At 72.4% G+C, this 16788-nt stretch carries 15 protein-coding genes; 3 read left to right on the top strand and 12 right to left on the bottom strand.

Translation table 11 applies throughout. The features are described from left to right. Positions 1-43 precede the first annotated feature (43 nt). The 3 genes from IE142_RS21715 to bldG all read right to left on the bottom strand — a co-directional run bounded on the left by IE142_RS21715 (position 44) and on the right by bldG (position 3605). On the bottom strand, positions 44-2449 hold the full coding sequence (locus tag IE142_RS21715; protein ID WP_191887285.1) for a sodium-translocating pyrophosphatase: 2406 nt from the start codon (positions 2447-2449) through the stop codon (positions 44-46). 277 nt (positions 2450-2726) lie between these two features. Beyond that, positions 2727-3158, bottom strand: coding sequence for an ATP-binding protein (locus tag IE142_RS21710; RefSeq protein ID WP_191887284.1), 432 nt, complete (start codon positions 3156-3158; stop codon positions 2727-2729). A gap of 105 nt (positions 3159-3263) precedes the next feature. Then, on the bottom strand, positions 3264-3605 hold the full coding sequence (bldG, locus tag IE142_RS21705) for an anti-sigma factor antagonist BldG (protein ID WP_003975386.1): 342 nt from the start codon (positions 3603-3605) through the stop codon (positions 3264-3266). 82 nt (positions 3606-3687) lie between these two features. Here bldG and IE142_RS21700 point away from each other — a divergent pair, with 82 nt between their 5' ends. Then, positions 3688-6321, top strand: coding sequence for a DEAD/DEAH box helicase (locus IE142_RS21700; protein ID WP_229830758.1), 2634 nt, complete (start codon positions 3688-3690; stop codon positions 6319-6321). A gap of 43 nt (positions 6322-6364) precedes the next feature. Here the strand turns inward: IE142_RS21700 and IE142_RS21695 are convergent, their stop codons facing one another. The 7 genes from IE142_RS21695 to ssd form a co-directional block, all read right to left on the bottom strand. Further along, positions 6365-6751, bottom strand: a complete 387-nt coding sequence (locus tag IE142_RS21695; protein ID WP_191887283.1) for an Rv3654c family TadE-like protein — start codon at positions 6749-6751, stop codon at positions 6365-6367. Next, a complete protein-coding gene (locus IE142_RS21690; RefSeq protein WP_191887282.1) occupies positions 6748-7131 on the bottom strand; it encodes a TadE family type IV pilus minor pilin in 384 nt (127 codons plus the stop codon). Before IE142_RS21690 ends, IE142_RS21695 begins: the two co-directional genes overlap by 4 nt. Beyond that, positions 7118-7345: a DUF4244 domain-containing protein gene (locus tag IE142_RS21685; protein WP_043376855.1), complete on the bottom strand. Its 228-nt coding sequence runs from the start codon at positions 7343-7345 to the stop codon at positions 7118-7120. Before IE142_RS21685 ends, IE142_RS21690 begins: the two co-directional genes overlap by 14 nt. A gap of 102 nt (positions 7346-7447) precedes the next feature. Next, the gene (locus IE142_RS21680) at positions 7448-8245 is read right to left on the bottom strand and encodes a type II secretion system F family protein (protein WP_191887281.1); all 798 of its coding nucleotides are present in this window, start codon (positions 8243-8245) and stop codon (positions 7448-7450) included. Then, positions 8242-9120, bottom strand: coding sequence for a type II secretion system F family protein (locus IE142_RS21675; protein WP_191887280.1), 879 nt, complete (start codon positions 9118-9120; stop codon positions 8242-8244). The genes IE142_RS21680 and IE142_RS21675 overlap by 4 nt, the downstream gene beginning before the upstream one ends. Next, a complete protein-coding gene (locus IE142_RS21670; protein WP_191887323.1) occupies positions 9104-10285 on the bottom strand; it encodes a TadA family conjugal transfer-associated ATPase in 1182 nt (393 codons plus the stop codon). The genes IE142_RS21675 and IE142_RS21670 overlap by 17 nt, the downstream gene beginning before the upstream one ends. 206 nt (positions 10286-10491) lie before the next feature. After that, positions 10492-11640 carry a septum site-determining protein Ssd gene (gene ssd, locus IE142_RS21665; RefSeq protein ID WP_191887279.1) on the bottom strand — a complete coding sequence of 383 codons (1149 nt, stop codon included), beginning with the start codon at positions 11638-11640 and terminating at the stop codon, positions 10492-10494. Positions 11641-12262: 622 nt separating this feature from the next. Here ssd and IE142_RS21660 point away from each other — a divergent pair. Then, positions 12263-13123 carry an HAD family hydrolase gene (locus tag IE142_RS21660; protein WP_191887278.1) on the top strand — a complete coding sequence of 287 codons (861 nt, stop codon included), beginning with the start codon at positions 12263-12265 and terminating at the stop codon, positions 13121-13123. Between the two features lie 399 nt (positions 13124-13522). On the opposite strand, the gene IE142_RS21655 is transcribed toward IE142_RS21660, so the two are convergent. After that, the gene (locus IE142_RS21655; protein ID WP_191887277.1) at positions 13523-14347 is read right to left on the bottom strand and encodes a Fic family protein; all 825 of its coding nucleotides are present in this window, start codon (positions 14345-14347) and stop codon (positions 13523-13525) included. Positions 14348-14457: 110 nt separating this feature from the next. On the opposite strand from IE142_RS21655, the gene IE142_RS21650 reads away from it, so the two are divergent. Continuing rightward, positions 14458-15438, top strand: a complete 981-nt coding sequence (locus IE142_RS21650) for an ATP-binding protein (protein WP_191887276.1) — start codon at positions 14458-14460, stop codon at positions 15436-15438. A 48-nt stretch (positions 15439-15486) separates the two neighbouring features. On the opposite strand, the gene IE142_RS21645 is transcribed toward IE142_RS21650, so the two are convergent. Next, complete coding sequence (locus IE142_RS21645; RefSeq protein ID WP_191887275.1) at positions 15487-16767, bottom strand: polysaccharide deacetylase family protein; 1281 nt, start codon at positions 16765-16767, stop codon at positions 15487-15489. Positions 16768-16788: the final 21 nt, after the last annotated feature.

Here is a 16788-nt window from a genome sequence, read left to right as displayed (position 1 = left end):
CCGCCCCTTGATCTGCGCTCCGTAAGCAGCAGTGCGGCGGTGACTACGAAACCACCGCCGGATCGGCCGACTTGGGAGTCGGGTCGGCGTCGTCCTCGTCACCCATGGCGATGCCCCGCCGTTTGGAGGCGTAGACCGCCGCGGCGATGACGCCGAACGCGACGACGGCGATCAGCACCCGCGCGGCGATGCTCTCGTCGGCGCCGTAGGAGAACTTGATGACCGCCGGCGCGATGAGCAGCGCCACCAGGTTCATGACCTTCAGCAGCGGGTTGATCGCCGGGCCCGCGGTGTCCTTGAACGGGTCGCCGACCGTGTCGCCGATCACAGTGGCGGCGTGCGCCTCGCTGCCCTTGCCGCCGTGGTGGCCGTCCTCGACGAGTTTCTTGGCGTTGTCCCAGGCGCCACCGGAGTTGGCGAGGAACACCGCCATGAGCGTGCCCGCGCCGATCGCACCCGCCAGGAACGCGCCGAGCGCGCCCACGCCGAGCGTGAAGCCGATGAAGATGGGCGCCATCACGGCGAGCAGTCCGGGCGTGGCGAGTTCCCGCAGGGCGTCCCTGGTGCAGATGTCGACGACCTTGCCGTACTCGGGTTTCTCGCTGTAGTCCATGATTCCGGGCCGCTCCCGGAACTGGCGCCGCACCTCGAAGACCACCGCGCCCGCCGACCGCGACACCGCGTTGATCGCCAGCCCCGAGAAGAGGAAGACGACCGCCGCGCCCGCGATGAGCCCGACGAGGTTGTTGGGTTGCGAGATGTCCATCATCAGGCTCATCGGCGCGCCCTCGCCGCTGAGTTTCTCGCCCACGTCCGCCGCGCCGGTGGTGATGGCGTCGCGGTACGACCCGAAGAGGGCCGCGGCGGCGAGTACGGCGGTGGCGATGGCGATGCCCTTGGTGATGGCCTTGGTGGTGTTGCCGACGGCGTCCAGGTCGGTGAGGACCTGGGCGCCGGCGCCCTCGACGTCGCCGGACATCTCGGCGATGCCCTGCGCGTTGTCGGAGACCGGGCCGAAGGTGTCCATGGCGACGATGACACCGACCGTGGTGAGCAGGCCGGTGCCGGCCAGTGCCACGGCGAACAGCGCCAGCATGATGGACGTACCGCCGAGCAGGAACGCCCCGTAGACGCCGAGGCCGATCAGGAGGGCGGTGTAGACGGCGGATTCGAGACCGATCGAGATACCGGCGAGGACGACGGTGGCGGGACCGGTGAGCGAGGTCTTGCCGATGTCCCTGACGGGGCGTCGGGTGGTCTCGGTGAAGTAGCCGGTGAGCTGCTGGATCAGGGCGGCGAGCACGATGCCGATGGCCACCGCGACGAGCGCCAGGACCCGCGGGTCGCCGTCCCGGCCCGCGATCGCCGCGTCGGTGACGCCGTCCAGCTCCGAGTACTTCCCGGGGAGGTAGACGAAGACGGCCACCGCCACCAGCACCAGTGAGATCACGGCGGAGATGAAGAATCCCCGGTTGATCGCGCTCATGCCGCTGCGGTCGGACCTCCGGGGTGCCACCGCGAAGATGCCGATCATGGCGGTGATCACGCCGATCGCCGGCACCAGCAGCGGGAACGCCAGGCCGGAGTCGCCGAAGGCCACCTTGCCGAGGATCAGCGCGGCGACCAGGGTCACGGCGTACGACTCGAAGAGGTCAGCCGCCATGCCCGCGCAGTCGCCGACGTTGTCGCCCACGTTGTCGGCGATGGTCGCGGCGTTGCGCGGGTCGTCCTCCGGAATGCCCTGCTCGACCTTGCCGACCAGGTCGGCGCCGACGTCGGCGGCCTTGGTGAAGATGCCGCCGCCGACGCGCATGAACATCGCGATCAGCGCGGCACCGAGGCCGAAGCCCTCCAAGACCTTCGGCGCGTCGGCCGCGTAGACCAGTACCACGCAGCAGGCGCCCAGCAGGCCGAGCCCCACCGTGAACATGCCGACCACGCCGCCCGTACGAAATGCGATCTTCGTAGCCTTGTGCGCGACGACGGTGAGATCCTTTTGCGGTTCGCCCGGGGCGGGTGTCGCTTCCCGCGCCGCCGCGGCGACGCGCACATTGCTGCGCACGGCGAGCCACATGCCGATATAGCCGGTGGCCGCGGAGAACGCCGCGCCGATCAGGAAGAAGATCGATCGCCCGGCACGTTGATTCCAGTCGTCCGCGGGCAGCAGCATGAGCAGAAAGAACACGGCGACGGCGAATACGCCGAGCGTGCGAAGCTGCCTGGCCAGATAGGCGTTGGCACCTTCCTGGACGGCCGCCGCGATCTTCTTCATGCTGTCGGTTCCCTCGCCCGCAGCGAGCACCTGGCGTACCAGGACTCCCGCGAGCACCAGCGCGGCCAGTGCGACGACCGCGATGACCGCGACCAGGGCACGGTTTCCGTCGGTCAGCACGGCGGCCGCGAGGGAGGAGGGATCACCCAACTGATGAGGGGTGGAAAGCTCCGCCATTCGTCCTCCTTGACGCTTGGGCTGAGCTCAAGATGTGGACGGGATTGTAGGTACCGGAACCTGATCAAAACAGTGCACGACAAATGGAATTGACCTGTCAACCGGAAGGACCACGTAAGTAGTAATGCCCTTCCGGCATTAATGCCGTGATCCTTCTTCCCGTGCACCTGATCGCAATTGATCGTGAAGGAATTCACTTGATGCCCACACGGCCCCACTGTATGTCCGCGCATGACGAAGGGCCCCAGGACGTGGGGCCCTTCGGGTGAAACGGGGGTCAGACCGGCGGGAGCACCGCCGGCGCCGTCGGCCAGGTCATGCGAATCAGTCCGCCGTCCTCGCCGGCCGTGACCTTTACGTCGTCGACGAGTCCACTGATGACCGCGAGGCCCATCTCGTCCTCCTCGGCCTCCGCGTCGTCCACGGCGGCACCCGGGGCTCCGGCCCCCGGTGTCGCGTGCGGCGCCTCGTCGCCGACCTCGATGGAGAACTGCTTCTCCTCCTCGATCAGCGACACCGTGACCGGCGCCGTGATGCCGACGTGCTGATGCAGGCCCACAGCCCGGGTGCAGGCCTCGCCGACGGCGAGCCTGACCTCATCGAGGACGGCCTCGTCCACTCCGGCCCTGCGTGCCACCGCGGCCGCCACCAGACGGGCGGTGCGGACATGCTCGGGCAGCGCGCTGAAGCGGAGTTCGACGGTGGCCATGCATCCCCCTCGGAACTACGGGCGTGCTGTCGGGGCCCGGGCCGCCGACAGCCCGGACCTCCTCGTTCTACTGCCGTCCCGGGCCCACGGGCCCGGGACCGGTCGTCAGTCGGTGGCCGCCACCGCTTCCTCGACCGAGGTGTGAATGGGGAACACCTTGGTGAGGCCGGTGATACGGAAGATCTTGAGAATGCGCTCCTGGTTGCAGACCAGGCGCAGCGAGCCCTCATGGGCACGCACCCGCTTCAGTCCGCCGACCAGTACGCCGAGCCCGGTGGAGTCGAGGAAGTCCACGCCCTCCATGTCGACGACGAGGTGGAAACTCCCGTCGTTCACGAGCTCGACCAGCTGCTCACGCAGCTTGGGCGCGGTGTATACGTCAATTTCGCCACCGACCTCGACGACCGTACGATCGCCGACGGTACGGGTCGACAGGGACAGGTCCACGGATCCTCCAGCACCTTGCTATCGAGCGGTCGTCCCTCGCGACACCTCGGCTTGAAGCCCCCAGGACGGTTCGCCAGCCGCGATGGCATTCAATCACTTACCGGCAGGCGTGCACGACGCCTTGGTCCCATTGTCCGTCACGCCAGTGACAGACTCGGTGCCGATGGCCAAGAAACACCGACCCGATCGACCCCCGGCGGAGCCCGGCTCCCGGCCGGAACCGGGCATGCTCCTGGACCGGCTCGCCGCGGGACCGAGCCGGGCTGCGCGCATCACTCATACGGAGCACCTGCCCCCGCGTGCGGGCCGTCATGCCGTCTGGCCGGACCGAATTCGCCCGGAGGTCGTCGCGGCGGTGCGGGCCGCGGGCATCGAGCACCCGTGGGCCCACCAGGCACGCGCCGCCGAACACGCCCTCGACGGTGACTCGGTGGTCGTCGCCACGGGGACCGCGTCCGGCAAGTCCCTGGCGTACCTGGTGCCGGTGCTGTCGACACTGCTGGACGGCTCCGAGGCCCCGAACGGGCGTGGCGCCACCGCCCTGTACCTGGCCCCGACGAAGGCGCTGGCCGCCGACCAGTGCCGTTCGGTGAAGGAACTTTCACAACCTCTCGGCACATCCGTTCGAGCCGCGGTGTACGACGGCGACACGCCGTTCGAGGAACGCGAGTGGATCCGCCAGTACGGCACCTACGTGCTCACCAACCCGGACATGCTGCACCGCGGCATCCTGCCGTCACATCCCCGCTGGGCCTCCTTCCTGAAGGCGCTGAAGTACGTCGTCATCGACGAGTGCCACACCTACCGGGGCGTCTTCGGCTCCCACGTCGCCCAGGTGCTGCGCAGACTGCGCCGATTGTGCACCCGCTACGGCGCGTCCCCGGTCTTCCTGCTCGCCTCCGCCACGGCGGCCGAGCCCGCCGTGGCCGCCCGCCGGCTCACCGGGCTGCCGGTCGTCGAGGTCGCCGACGACGCCTCACCGCGCGGTGAACTGGTGTTCGCCCTCTGGGAGCCGCCGCTGACCGAGCTGGAGGGCGAGAAGGGCGCGCCGGTCCGCCGCACGGCCACCGCCGAGGCCGCCGACCTGCTCACCGACCTCACCGTGCAGGGCATGCGCTCGATCACCTTCGTGCGGTCCCGGCGCGGCGCCGAGCTGATCTCCGTGATCGCCCAGGAGCGCCTGGCCGAGATCGACCGCTCGCTGGCCGGGCGCGTCGCGGCGTACCGCGGCGGCTACCTCCCCGAGGAGCGCCGGGCCCTGGAACGCGCCCTGCACTCCGGCGAACTCCTCGGCCTCGCCGCGACCAACGCCCTCGAACTCGGCCTGGACATCTCCGGGCTGGACGCCGTGGTGATCGCCGGATATCCGGGCACCCGGGCGTCGCTGTGGCAGCAGGCAGGACGGGCAGGACGGTCCGGGCAGGGGGCGCTCGCGGTGCTGGTCGCCCGCGACGACCCGCTGGACACCTTCCTCGTCCACCATCCGGAGGCCCTGTTCGACCAGCCCGTGGAGTCCACGGTCCTCGACCCGGACAACCCCTACGTCCTCGCGCCGCACCTCTGCGCCGCGGCGGCCGAGCTTCCGCTGACCGACGAGGACCTGCCGTTGTTCGGCCCCGCCTGCGAGGAACTGCTCCCCCAGCTGGAGGCCGCGAAGCTGCTGCGCCGCCGGACCCGGGCCTGGCACTGGACGCGCCGGGAGCGGGCCGCCGACCTGACCGACATCCGCGGTGAGGGCGGACGGCCGGTCCAGGTCGTCGAGGCCGGGACGGGGCGGTTGCTGGGCACGGTGGACGCCGGCGCCGCCCACACGACGGTCCACGAGGGCGCCGTCCACCTCCACCAGGGCCGCACGTATCTCGTCCGGTCGCTGGACCTGGAGGAGTCCGTCGCGCTGGTCGAGCAGGCCACGCCCGCTTACTCGACGGTCGCCCGCGACACTACGGCGATCTCCGTCCTGGAGACCGACACCGAGGTCCCCTGGGGCGACGGACGCCTGTGCTACGGCTCCGTCGAGGTCACCAACCAAGTCGTCTCCTTCCTGCGTCGGCGTCTCATCACCGGCGAAGTGCTGGGCGAGACGAAGCTCGACCTGCCTCCCCGGACGCTGCGCACCCGCGCGGTGTGGTGGACGGTCACCGAGGACCAGCTGGACGCGGCCCGGATCAACCCGGAGATCCTCGGCGGCGCCCTGCACGCCGCCGAGCACGCCTCGATCGGCATGCTGCCCCTCTTCGCCACCTGCGACCGCTGGGACATCGGCGGCGTGTCCGTCCCCCTCCACCCCGACACGCTGCTCCCGACGGTCTTCGTGTACGACGGCCACCCCGGCGGGGCGGGCTTCGCCGAGCGGGCCTTTCACACCGCCCGCGAATGGCTCACCGCCACCCGGGAGGCCATCGCCTCCTGCGAGTGCGACGCCGGCTGCCCGTCCTGCATCCAGTCCCCCAAGTGCGGCAACGGCAACGACCCGTTGCACAAGCGAGGGGCCGTACGGCTGCTCACGGTGCTGCTCCGAGGAGCCGCGGACGGGACGTCGGGACGTGCGGCGGGAGGGGGACGGGACGGTGGCCGGGGTCCCACCGCGGAGCCGACGGTTGTGACGTCGGCGGAGGCAAAGCCGACGGCAGCGGGGCCGATCGAGGCAGGACCGACGGAGGCGGCGTCGGCCGAGGCGAGGCAGGCGGAGACGGGACGGGGCGAGCCCGCCCCCTGAGTCCCGCCGGGGACCTCACCGACGCGCCCCCGCCGACGGGTCCTCACCGACGGTCCGCCACCGACGTCGCCCCCGCCGAGGGTGTCTCCACCGCCGGCCCTGCCCTCGCCCGGACCTCCGACGCGAACGGCCCCCAGCCGGCTGCCACCCTCACGTCGGAGACCTGGCCGGTAAGCACGCACCGCACCAGCCGCGTCGCCTGGGCAGCCGCGATCCGTTCCGCCCGGGCACAGGCCGCCGTACCGCCCCGCGCCCAGTGGTCCGCCGCCGCCAGCGCCGCCAGATCGGCGCCGCCGGCCGCACGGTGCCGGGCCGCAACCGCCTGGCCGAGGGCCAGGACGACGCCGAACACCAGGCACAGAACGGCGACGGCGCCGACGCTCCAGACGGTGGCGGCCCCCTGGTCGGCGCTTCCGGCCCTGCACCTCACGGCGCACCCCCCGCCGTCTCCACCGACGCCACGGCCTCCTCCCGTACCTCGAAGGGCAACCCGTGCAGCGCCGGCGGCTCGGCCACCACAACCACACGGACCCGGTCCCCTTCCCGGCTGACCGTGACCCGCGCCCCGCGGGGTGCCGCCTCCCGGGTGATTTCGGCAACGGCGTCGGCCGGGTCCTGTCGGGCCGCCGCGCGGGCGCCCGTCCGGGCCGCGTCCACGCACTGGATCTGCGCGGCCACCACGAGCAGCCCCCACGCCAGCGCCATCGCGAACACCACCAGCACGGGCAGCACCACGGCTGTCTCCGCCGTCACGAAGCCCCTGTCCGAGCCGCGGGAGCACGTCCTGGCGCCCCGCTCACATCCGCGCATCGAGTGCCTGCTTCACGATGCCCTGCAGTTCCGCGCTGACCGCCCCGCTCGTCACCACCTTGTAAAGGACCACGGCGAACGCCACCGCCGCGACGATCCCCATCGCGTACTCGGAAGTGACCATTCCCGCGTCCCGCCCCGCGGCCCGCCGGCGCCGTGCCGAACACATCGCACGCGTCAGGGCACTCATTCGCGCCCGTACCACCTGATACATCACAACCCCCGTAAGGTTTTTTTCCGTCGCTCATTCGCTGGTCCACCGGTCTCGCTCGTCCACCGGTCCCGTGCGCCGGCCCGCGCCGGCCCGCCCCTCCCGTCAGCCACCACCTCCCCCGTCGCCCAACACCCCGCCCGCTAGCCCGATCACCACCGGCAGTACGCCCACCGCGATGAACGCGGGCAGGAAGCACAGACCCACCGGCGCGGTGACCATGACGGCCGCCCGGCGGGCTCGTGCCGTCGTGGTGCGGGCCCAGTCGGCGCGCGCCTGGGCGGCCAGCCGGGCGACCGGGCGGGCAGCGGGCAGACCGGACACGTCGGCCCGTTCCAGCAACCGCGCCAGGGGAGCCGCGCCCGGCAGCGCGGCGAGCCCCCGCCAGGCACCTGCCGGCTCACCACCGAGCCGCACCTCCGCCGCTCCACGGCCCAGCGCGTCCCCCACAGGTCCGCCGAGGGCATCGCCCACCGCCTGGGCCGCGGCCACCGGCCCGGCGCCGGCCGCGACACAGGCCGCGAGCAGGTCGGCCGCCAGAGACAGTTGGCGAGCGGCCTCGGCGGCGACGGTTCGCGCCGCGGCCGTACCGGCGGCCGTCCGCCGGGCTCGCAGGCGCCACAGCACCACCGCACCCGCCAGGCCCACCGTCACACCGACGACACCCCCGACCAGGGCCCATCCCGCACCCACCACGGCCACCAGCGGCAGCCGGTCGCGCGCCGCGCCGAGCACCTCGGCGTGTCGTGGGTCGGCGCGAGTTGCCGGCGGGGCCAGGAGGCCGGTGAGCCGCCTGCGCACGATCCGCTCCCTCCGCAGGGCTACGAACCCGTGCGCCAGCCATCCGGCGACCAGCACCGCCCCCACCGCCGCTTCCAGCCTGTGGACGACTTCCCCGCTCACGACGCCGCCTCCGCCTTCCGCACGATCCGCGTCACCCACCACACGCCCAGGCCCTCCAGGACCCCGCCGGCCAGCAGACAGCCCAGCCCGGCTCCCGTGTGCAGCAGTACGCGCAGCGGGTCGGAACCGAGGGCGGCGCCGAGCAGGAGGCCGAAGACCGGCAGGCCGGCGAGCATCACCGCCGTGGCGCGTGCGCCCGCCAACTGGGCCCGCAGGTCGGAGCGCTGGTCCCGTTCGGCGCGCAGGGCGCCCTCCAGCCGGTCGAGTCCGGCCGCCAGTCCGGCGCCCTGGTCGACGGCGACCCGCCAGCACGCCGCCAGGCCCCGCAACCCCTCGGCACCCGGTTGCCGCGCCGCCGCCGCGAGCGCCCCCGGCACGTCCCCGCCGAAGCGGGCCGCGGCCAGCACCGCTGCCTGCCCGTCGCCGAGGCCTCCGGAGTCGTTCACGGCACACAGCAGTGCCTCCCCCGGCTGCCGCCCCGCCCGCACCTCCCCGGCGAGGACTCCGCACAGGGCGATCACCGCGTCCTGCCGGCGCTCCCGGATCCGCCGCGCCCGGCGGGCCAGGCGCGTCCGCCGCAGCAGTGGCACCCCGGCCGCCCCCGCGACGACCGGCAGCACCGAGTCGCCCGGTACCGCCAGCAGCAGCCCGGTTACCGGCGCCCACCACTCGGGCGTCAGCCGGCCACGGACACGCAGCACCGCGTCCGTCATCCATCGCCCCGGTGGCGGCGGCCCGGTACCGCCCGTTCCGTCACCGGCGAGCACCAGCCGCGCGCGCCGCGCTCCGGTGCGCCACCCACTCCCCACCAGCCATGCCGCCGCGCCGAGGCACCCCAGGGCCACGCCCGTCGAGAACTCACCCGTCCCCGTCACCTGTACGCCTCCTCTCCACGTGCTCGTGGCCGAGCCCGTCGGCGCGCAGCAGCCCCCGCAGCCGCTCCCAGCCGCGCTCGGCCGCGAAGGCCTCCGCTTCCCACCGCAACGCCGGCACGGTCCGCACCAGCCCCGACGGATCACGCTCCAGTACGTGCACCTCGGCGATCCGGCGACGTCCCGCCCGGTCCCGGGCCAGGTGCAGGACCACAGACAGGGCCGCGGCCAGCTGGCTGTGCAGCGCCGCGCGGTCCAGCCCAGCGGCCGTGCCGAGCGCTTCCAGCCGGGCCGGCACGTCGGCGGCTGCGTTGGCGTGCACCGTCCCGCAGCCGCTGTGACCGGTGTTCAGCGCCGCCAGCAGGTGGGCCACCTCGGCGCCGCGCACCTCGCCGACGACCAGCCGGTCCGGCCGCATGCGCAGCGCCTGCCGCACCAGGTCCTCCAGGGTGACCAGGCCCGCGGCCTCCTGGTTGGCGGGTCTGGTCTCCAGGTGGACGACGTGCGGGTGGTCGGGCCGCAGTTCCGCCGAGTCCTCGGCCAGCACGATGCGCTCGTCCGGCCGGGCGAGGCCGAGCAGCGCGCTGAGCAGCGTCGTCTTGCCGCTGCCGGTGCCGCCGCTGACGAGGAAGGACAGCCGTGCCCGCAGCAGCGCGCGCAGCACGCGGTCACCTCCGGGCGGCACGGTGCCCGCGGCCGCGAGCTCGTCGAGCGTGAACGCACGGGGCCGTACCACCCGGAGCGACAGGCAGGTGCAGCCGACGGCGACCGGGGGCAGCACCGCGTGCAGCCGGGTGCCGTCGGGCAGCCGTGCGTCCACCCAGGGCCGGGCGTCGTCCAGCCTGCGCCCGGCGACCGTGGCGAGGCGCTGCGCGAGCCGCCGTACCGCCCCGGCGTCCGGGAAGGCGACCGACGTCAGCTCCAGGCCGCCGCCCCGGTCCACCCAGACCCGGTCCGGGGCAGAGACCAGTACGTCGGTCACCGACGGGTCGGCGAGCAGCGGTTCCAGCGGCCCACTGCCGACGAGCTCCGACCTCAGCTGTGCGGCGGCTCCGAGGACTTCGGCGTCCCCGAGCACCCGTCCCTGCTCCCGCAGGGCCTGCGCCACCCGCGCGGGCGTGGGCTCCGACCCGTGCTCGGCGAGCCACCGCCGCACCCCGTCGAGCATCCCCGAAGCCGGGCCGGGGCCGACGGGGGACACCGCGGTCGGCGCCCCATCGGCGACCGACCCCGGCAGGGGCCCTCCCGCGGCCGCACCCGCGTACGCCCGGTCCGCCGGCACCGCTCCCGGGGCCACCCGGACGGCCCACCCCGGGGCGCCGCTCCGCGGGGCCGGCCGCGCCACCGCCCCCTCGAACTCCGCCGCCGTTGCCTTCACGCCGCCCCACCCCCCGTCTCCACCAACGCCCGATCCCAGAACTCCCGGCAGAAGCGCGCCAGCGGTCCGCGTGCGGACCCGCCGGGAGGGCGCTTGCCGTCGGCGGCGCGCAGGAGGCCGGCCTCGACGGGAACCTCGCCGGTCAGCGGCAGCCCGAGCAGCCGGGCCACCTCGCGGTCGTCAAGGCCGGAGTCGTACGGCCCGCGCGTCACGACGCGCAGATCACGCAGGACCATGCCGACCGCGGCCGCCACCCGGCCGGCCGCCGCGACGGCCCGCAGTTCGGCCGGGACGACGAGGAGGCCGACGTCGAGCTGGGCGAGGACCTCGGCGACGCCGTCGTCGATCCGGCGCGGCAGGTCCACGACGACCGTGCCGCCCCTGCGCCGGGCCGCGGCGAGCACCGCGCGTACGGCCTGGGGCGGCACGGCGACGCAGTCGCCGCGGTCCCAGCTGAGCACCCGCAGCGAATGCAGCTCGGGCAGCGACTCCTCCAGGGCGCCGCCGCCGACCCTGCCTCGCGAGGCCGCGAACGCGGGCCACCGCAACCCCTCGGCCGTCTCGCCGCCGAGGAGGACGTCGAGGCCGCCGCCCAGCGGATCGGCGTCCACCAGGAGGCTGCGCAGCCCCTCCCGCGCGGAGGTGACGGCAAGCGCGCAGGCCAGCGTGGACGCCCCGGCGCCACCCCGGCCACCGATCACTCCGACGGTGAGAGCGGGCCGGCCGACGCCCTCGGCGACGTCGGCGATGCGGTCGACGAGCCACTGTTCGCCGTCGGGCAGCACCAGGACGTGGTCGGCGCCGATTTCGACGGCCCGCTGCCAGACTCCGGGGTCGTCCTGATCGCGGCTCACCAGAACCACCCCGCGTCTCCGCGCGGCCCCGCGGGCCCGCCGTGCGGCGTCGTCGCCGACGAGGACGAGTGGCGCGGCCTCCCAGCCGCCAGGCCACCCGGACCTCGGGGACGGCGCGGGCGCCTCGGACCCCGTCGGCACCGAGTGGTGCACTTCCGGTGTCGCGCCGGCCGCCGCGCACAGGCGCAGCAGGTCGTCGAGGAGTTCGGTGTCCTCGGTGACGATCAGTGGCCCGCCCTGGCGCCCTCCGGCGGCGTGCGGCGGGTCGTCATGGGTGATGGTCCCCGTCATGTTCCGTGTCCCCCTTCGCCGCGACTTCCGCAGTCGCGGTCCCGTCCCGTTCGCCGCGACATCCGTGGTCGCGGTCGTGTCCCGTATCTCGCACAGCCCCTGCGGCCCGCCTTTCCGGCGGTTCGTAGAACCGGTCGGCCATACGCGTCCGGCAAAGGCAACCGGCCCTGGAACTCGGCACGGTCCGGACGCGTGGGAATCACGGTGCAGCGATCCTGGAAATCATGTGGATCTTGGTCGAAAACTGTGGACAACTCGATGGATGTGAATATCGCCGTCACCCGAACCGGTGAGCCCCGCACCACTCCGTTCCGACCCGCGCGCAGTGCCCGCAGAGCAGCCTCACGACTACCCTCCGTAGTCAGTCATGGCCATGACAAATATGCCTCGCAAGCGTCACCACGGCACGGACGCTGGGTGCGCCGGAGGGAGGAAAACCCATCCGGACATGCGACGACCCCCGCCGGGGGGGAGAGCGGGGGTCGTCTCCACGGCCGACTCGGGGGGGGAGGAGTCGGACCGGGTTAGCACGGTCGCGAACGATCCGTGACTTCCATGGTGTACCCGAGAGGCCTCTCAGGCAAACCCACGCGCCCCACCTTACGCCGAATGGGCTGCGCCTATGCTCGGGGTCGTGGAAAACCACTCCTCGCCCCACTCCATGGCGCACTCCTCACCGCGCACGGCGGCCTTCTTCGACCTGGACAAGACGGTCATCGCGAAGTCGAGCACACTTACGTTCAGCAAGTCGTTCTACCAAGGCGGGCTGATCAACCGCAGGGCTGTCCTGCGCACCGCATATGCCCAGTTCGTCTTCCTCGCGGGCGGCGCCGACCACGACCAGATGGAGCGGATGCGCAAGTACCTCTCCGCCCTGTGCCGCGGCTGGGACGTCCGGCTGGTCAAGGAGCTCGTCGCCGAGACCCTGCACGACCTGATCGACCCGATCATCTACGACGAGGCCGCCTCCCTGATCGAGGAGCACCACACCGCCGGCCGCGACGTCGTGATCGTCTCCACGTCGGGCGCCGAGGTCGTCGAGCCCATCGGTGAGCTCCTCGGCGCGGACCGGGTGGTGGCGACCCGCATGGTCGTGGGCGAGGACGGCCGCTTCACCGGCGAGGTGGAGTACTACGCGTACGGCCCCACCAAGGCGGAGGCGATCCGGGAGCTGGCCGAGTCCGAGGGGTACGACCTCAGCCGCTGCTACGCCTACAGCGACTCGGCGACCGACCTGCCGATGCTCGAGTCCGTCGGTCACCCCCACGCGGTGAATCCGGACCGGGCGCTGCGTCGCGAAGCCCTCGCGCGCGACTGGCCGATCCTCGATTTCCACCGTCCGGTGCGGCTGAAGCAGCGCATCCGGGGGTTCTCCGTTCCGCCGCGACCGGCGCTCGTCGCGGCCGCCGCGATAGGCGCCGCCGCGGCCACCGCGGGCCTCGTCTGGTACGCGAGCCGGCGCCGGTCAGCGGCAGCGGCCTGACCCCCGACCCGCCCCCCGCCCGCACGCGCCGATGTGCGTGCGCGGATTCTCCGACCCGCCCTTTCACCCGCGTATGAACGCAAACGTAAAGAAGTTCGGTATGCACTTCCGCTTGCTCCGGCGCAGGAGTACAAAGGAGTCAACGGCCCGCGAGACCAAGGACATCCGAAAGGATCACCTTAAGAACGCAATTGGCCCCACGGACCGAGCATGGACATCGGGCACCCACGCGACGTCGACCCGTCGATTACGGGCCAGCCGCACCAGGTGACGGGCAAAGTCCCCGACCTGATGGGCAACACATCGAGGACGCTTGGTACCCCGGTGGTCATGCCAGCGGCGGTACGAATTCTCGTACCGCCGCATTTGCGTTCTTGCGCGCCGGGCTCTGCCCCGCCGTCACGCCGCCCCGCGTTGAAGCGCCTCGCACACCGCCGTCGACTCGCGCGCGCCCAGCTCGACCGCCCGGCCGCAGTGCGCGATCCACGCGGCCATGCCCTCCGGCGTCCCGGAGGCGTAGCCGTCCAGCGCTGCCAGGTAGGCCGCGCGGCCCAGTTCGGCGTGACCGACCTCGGCGGCACAGACGGACTTCGGGTCGAGGCCGCTGCCGATCAGGACGATGCGTTCGGCCGCGCGCGCGACCAGACCGTTGTGCGAGGTGAAGGGCCGCAGCGCCAGCAGCTCGCCGTGCACGACGGCCGCCGTCACCAGCGCCGGCGCGGAACCGCCCGCCATGACCAGCCCGGCCAGGCCGTCCAGCCGGCCGTGCACCTCCTCGGCGCCCGGCAGCGGCAGCTCCACGAGCGGCTCGGCCACCGCCTCGCCCTCCTGGCGGGGCCGCCCCACCTGGTCGGCCTTGTCCGCCGCGGCCACCAGGTGCAGCCGGGCCAGCACACGCAGCGGCGACTGGCGCCAGATGGACAGCAGCTGCCCCGCCTCGGCGGTCAGCCGCAGGGCCGCGCCCACGGCGCGCGCCTCGTCGTCACCGCTGAAGTCGCTGCGCCTGCGCACCTCCTCCAAAGCCCAGTCCGCCCCGGACAGCGCCGCCGAACCCCGGGCGCCGCGCAGTGCGGCCTCCGAGGTGATCGCGTTGCTGCGACGCCGCATGATCCGGTGGCCGTAGACCCGGTCCACGGCCTTGCGCACGGACTCGACGGACTCGGCCACGCCGGGCAGTTCGCCCAGGGCCGCGAGCGGATCGGCGGTCGCGCCTGTCGTACTCATGAGTACGACATTACGCACCCCTGTGCTCCGCCCCACGAATGAGTGGTCTTCTTCACCTTCCCCGGACACTCGCGTCACGGACAGCCAACACTTCGCTACGCTTGGTGAACATGAAAATTGCTTTCGTCGGGAAGGGCGGCAGCGGCAAGACCACGCTGTCCTCCCTGTTCATCCGCCATCTCGCCGCCGCAGGTGCGCCCGTCGTCGCCATCGACGCCGACATCAACCAGCACCTGGGAGCCGCGCTGGGCCTCGACGAGGCGGAGGCGGCCGGGCTCCCCGCGATGGGCGAGCACCTGCCGCTGATCAAGGACCATTTGCGCGGGACCAACCCGCGGATCGCCTCCGCGGCGACGATGATCAAGACCACTCCACCCGGCGGGGGCTCGCGCCTGCTGCGGGTGCGCGAGGACAATCCGGTCTACGACGCCTGCGCCCGGTCGGTGGAACTCGACGCCGGGACCGTCCGCCTGATGGTCACCGGGCCCTTCACGGAAGCCGACCTGGGAGTCGCCTGCTACCACTCCAAGACGGGAGCGGTGGAGCTGTGTCTGAACCACCTGGTCGACGGCCGTGACGAGTACGTGGTGGTCGACATGACCGCGGGTTCGGACTCGTTCGCCTCCGGCATGTTCACCCGCTTCGACATCACGTTCCTCGTCGCCGAGCCGACCCGGAAGGGCGTCTCCGTCTACCGCCAGTACAAGGAGTACGCCCGCGACTTCGGCATCAACCTGAAGGTCGTCGGCAACAAGGTGCAGGGGCCGGACGACCTCGACTTCCTGCGCGAACAGGTCGGGGACGACCTCCTGACGACCGTCGGCCACTCGGACTGGGTGCGCGCCATGGAGAAGGGCCGCCCGCCCCGGTTCGAGCTCTTGGAGGACGCCAACCGCCGCGCGCTGCACAGGCTGGGCACGGCCGCCGACGCGACGTACGACTCGCGGGACTGGGACCGCTACACGCGCCAGATGGTCCACTTCCACCTGAAGAACGCCCGCAGCTGGGGCAACGAGCGCACCGGGGCCGACCTGGCGGCGCAGGTCGACCCCGGCTTCGTCCTCGGGGAGGCGGCCGTCGCCCCGGCGTGACACCGGCGCCATCGGCCCTCGGGGGCTCGCGCCCGCCCCGCCGGGCGGCTACGGCTTGGCGGCCGGGGCTCCGGGAACGCCCTTCGGCGCCGGGGCGGGGTCGGCCGACAGGAAGGAAGCCCAGCCCTTCTTCGGTGCCTCACCGACGTCCAGGGTGCGCAGCTTCTTCAGCACCTTGGGGTCCTGGGCGTCCAGCCAGTCCACGAGCTGCCGGAAGGAGACGCAGCGCACCTCGTCCTTGGTGCACACATTCTCGACGACCTCCTCGACGGCGCGCATGTAGGTGCCGCCGTTCCAGGACTCGAAGTGGTTGCCGATGATCAGGGGTGCGCGGTTGCCGTCGTAGGCGCGCTGGAAACCCTGGAGCAAGCCGTCGCGCATCTGGTCGCCCCAGAACTCGTGCTTGGCCGGGTCGCCCTGGGTGGTGGTGCCGGACTGGTTGACCATGAAGTTGTAGTCCATGGTGAGCTGCTCGAAGGTGTGCCCGGGGAAGGGCACGAGCTGCATCGACACGTCCCAAAGGCCGTGCTTCTTCTTCGGCCAGACCTGGTTGTTCACGCCGCTGCTGTCGTAGCGGAAGCCCATGTCACCGGCGGCCTTGACGAAGTTCTCCTGCCCCTCGAGGCACGGGGTACGGGCGCCGATCAGCTCCTTGTCGTAGTCGAAGGGCAAGGGCGCCGCGTTCTTCGACCCGGTGTTGGTCTTCCAGGTCTTCACGAACTGCTTGGCCTGCCTGATCTCGGCCTTCCACTCCTCCACGGACCAGTCGCCGACCCCGCCGGGGCCGCAGAAGTGCCCGTTGAAGTGGGTGCCGATCTCGTTGCCCTCCAGCCACGCCAGCCGCAGCTGCTCGACGGTGTCGGCGATGCCCTGCTCGTCGTTGAAGCCGATGTCGGAGCGGCCCGGGGAGTGCTGTGGTGCCCGGTACAGGTCCCGCTTCTCCTCCGGCAGCATGTACACGCCGCTCAAGAAGTACGTCATCGTCGCGTTGTTCTCCTTGGCCACTTCACGGAAGTGGGAGAACAGCTTCTGACTGTCCTCGCCCGCGCCGTCCCAGGAGAACACCACGAACTGCGGGGGCTTCTGGCCGGGCTTGAGGCGCTCGGGCCGGGGCAGGTGCGGCTGGGCCCCGGTGTACGCGGTGGAACCGTCGCCGATCAGGCGGACCGCGTTCTTGGGTGCCGGCGCCGCCTCCCCCTTCTCCTTCTGCGGACCCCGCGTGCCTTGACCGGAACCGGTACCGCTGTCGATCGCACAACCGGCGAGCGACGCGGCGCAGACCGCGGCGGCGATCACGGTGCGCGCGGCGATCCTGTGGGTGGCGGCCATGTTCCGCCCACCTTCTTCCTT

This window comes from Streptomyces mutabilis, from assembly GCF_014649815.1.
Taxonomy (GTDB): Bacteria; Actinomycetota; Actinomycetes; order Streptomycetales; family Streptomycetaceae; genus Streptomyces; species Streptomyces mutabilis.
Note: the sequence above shows the minus strand (reverse complement) of the source record. Positions and strands in the feature narration are given on the sequence as shown.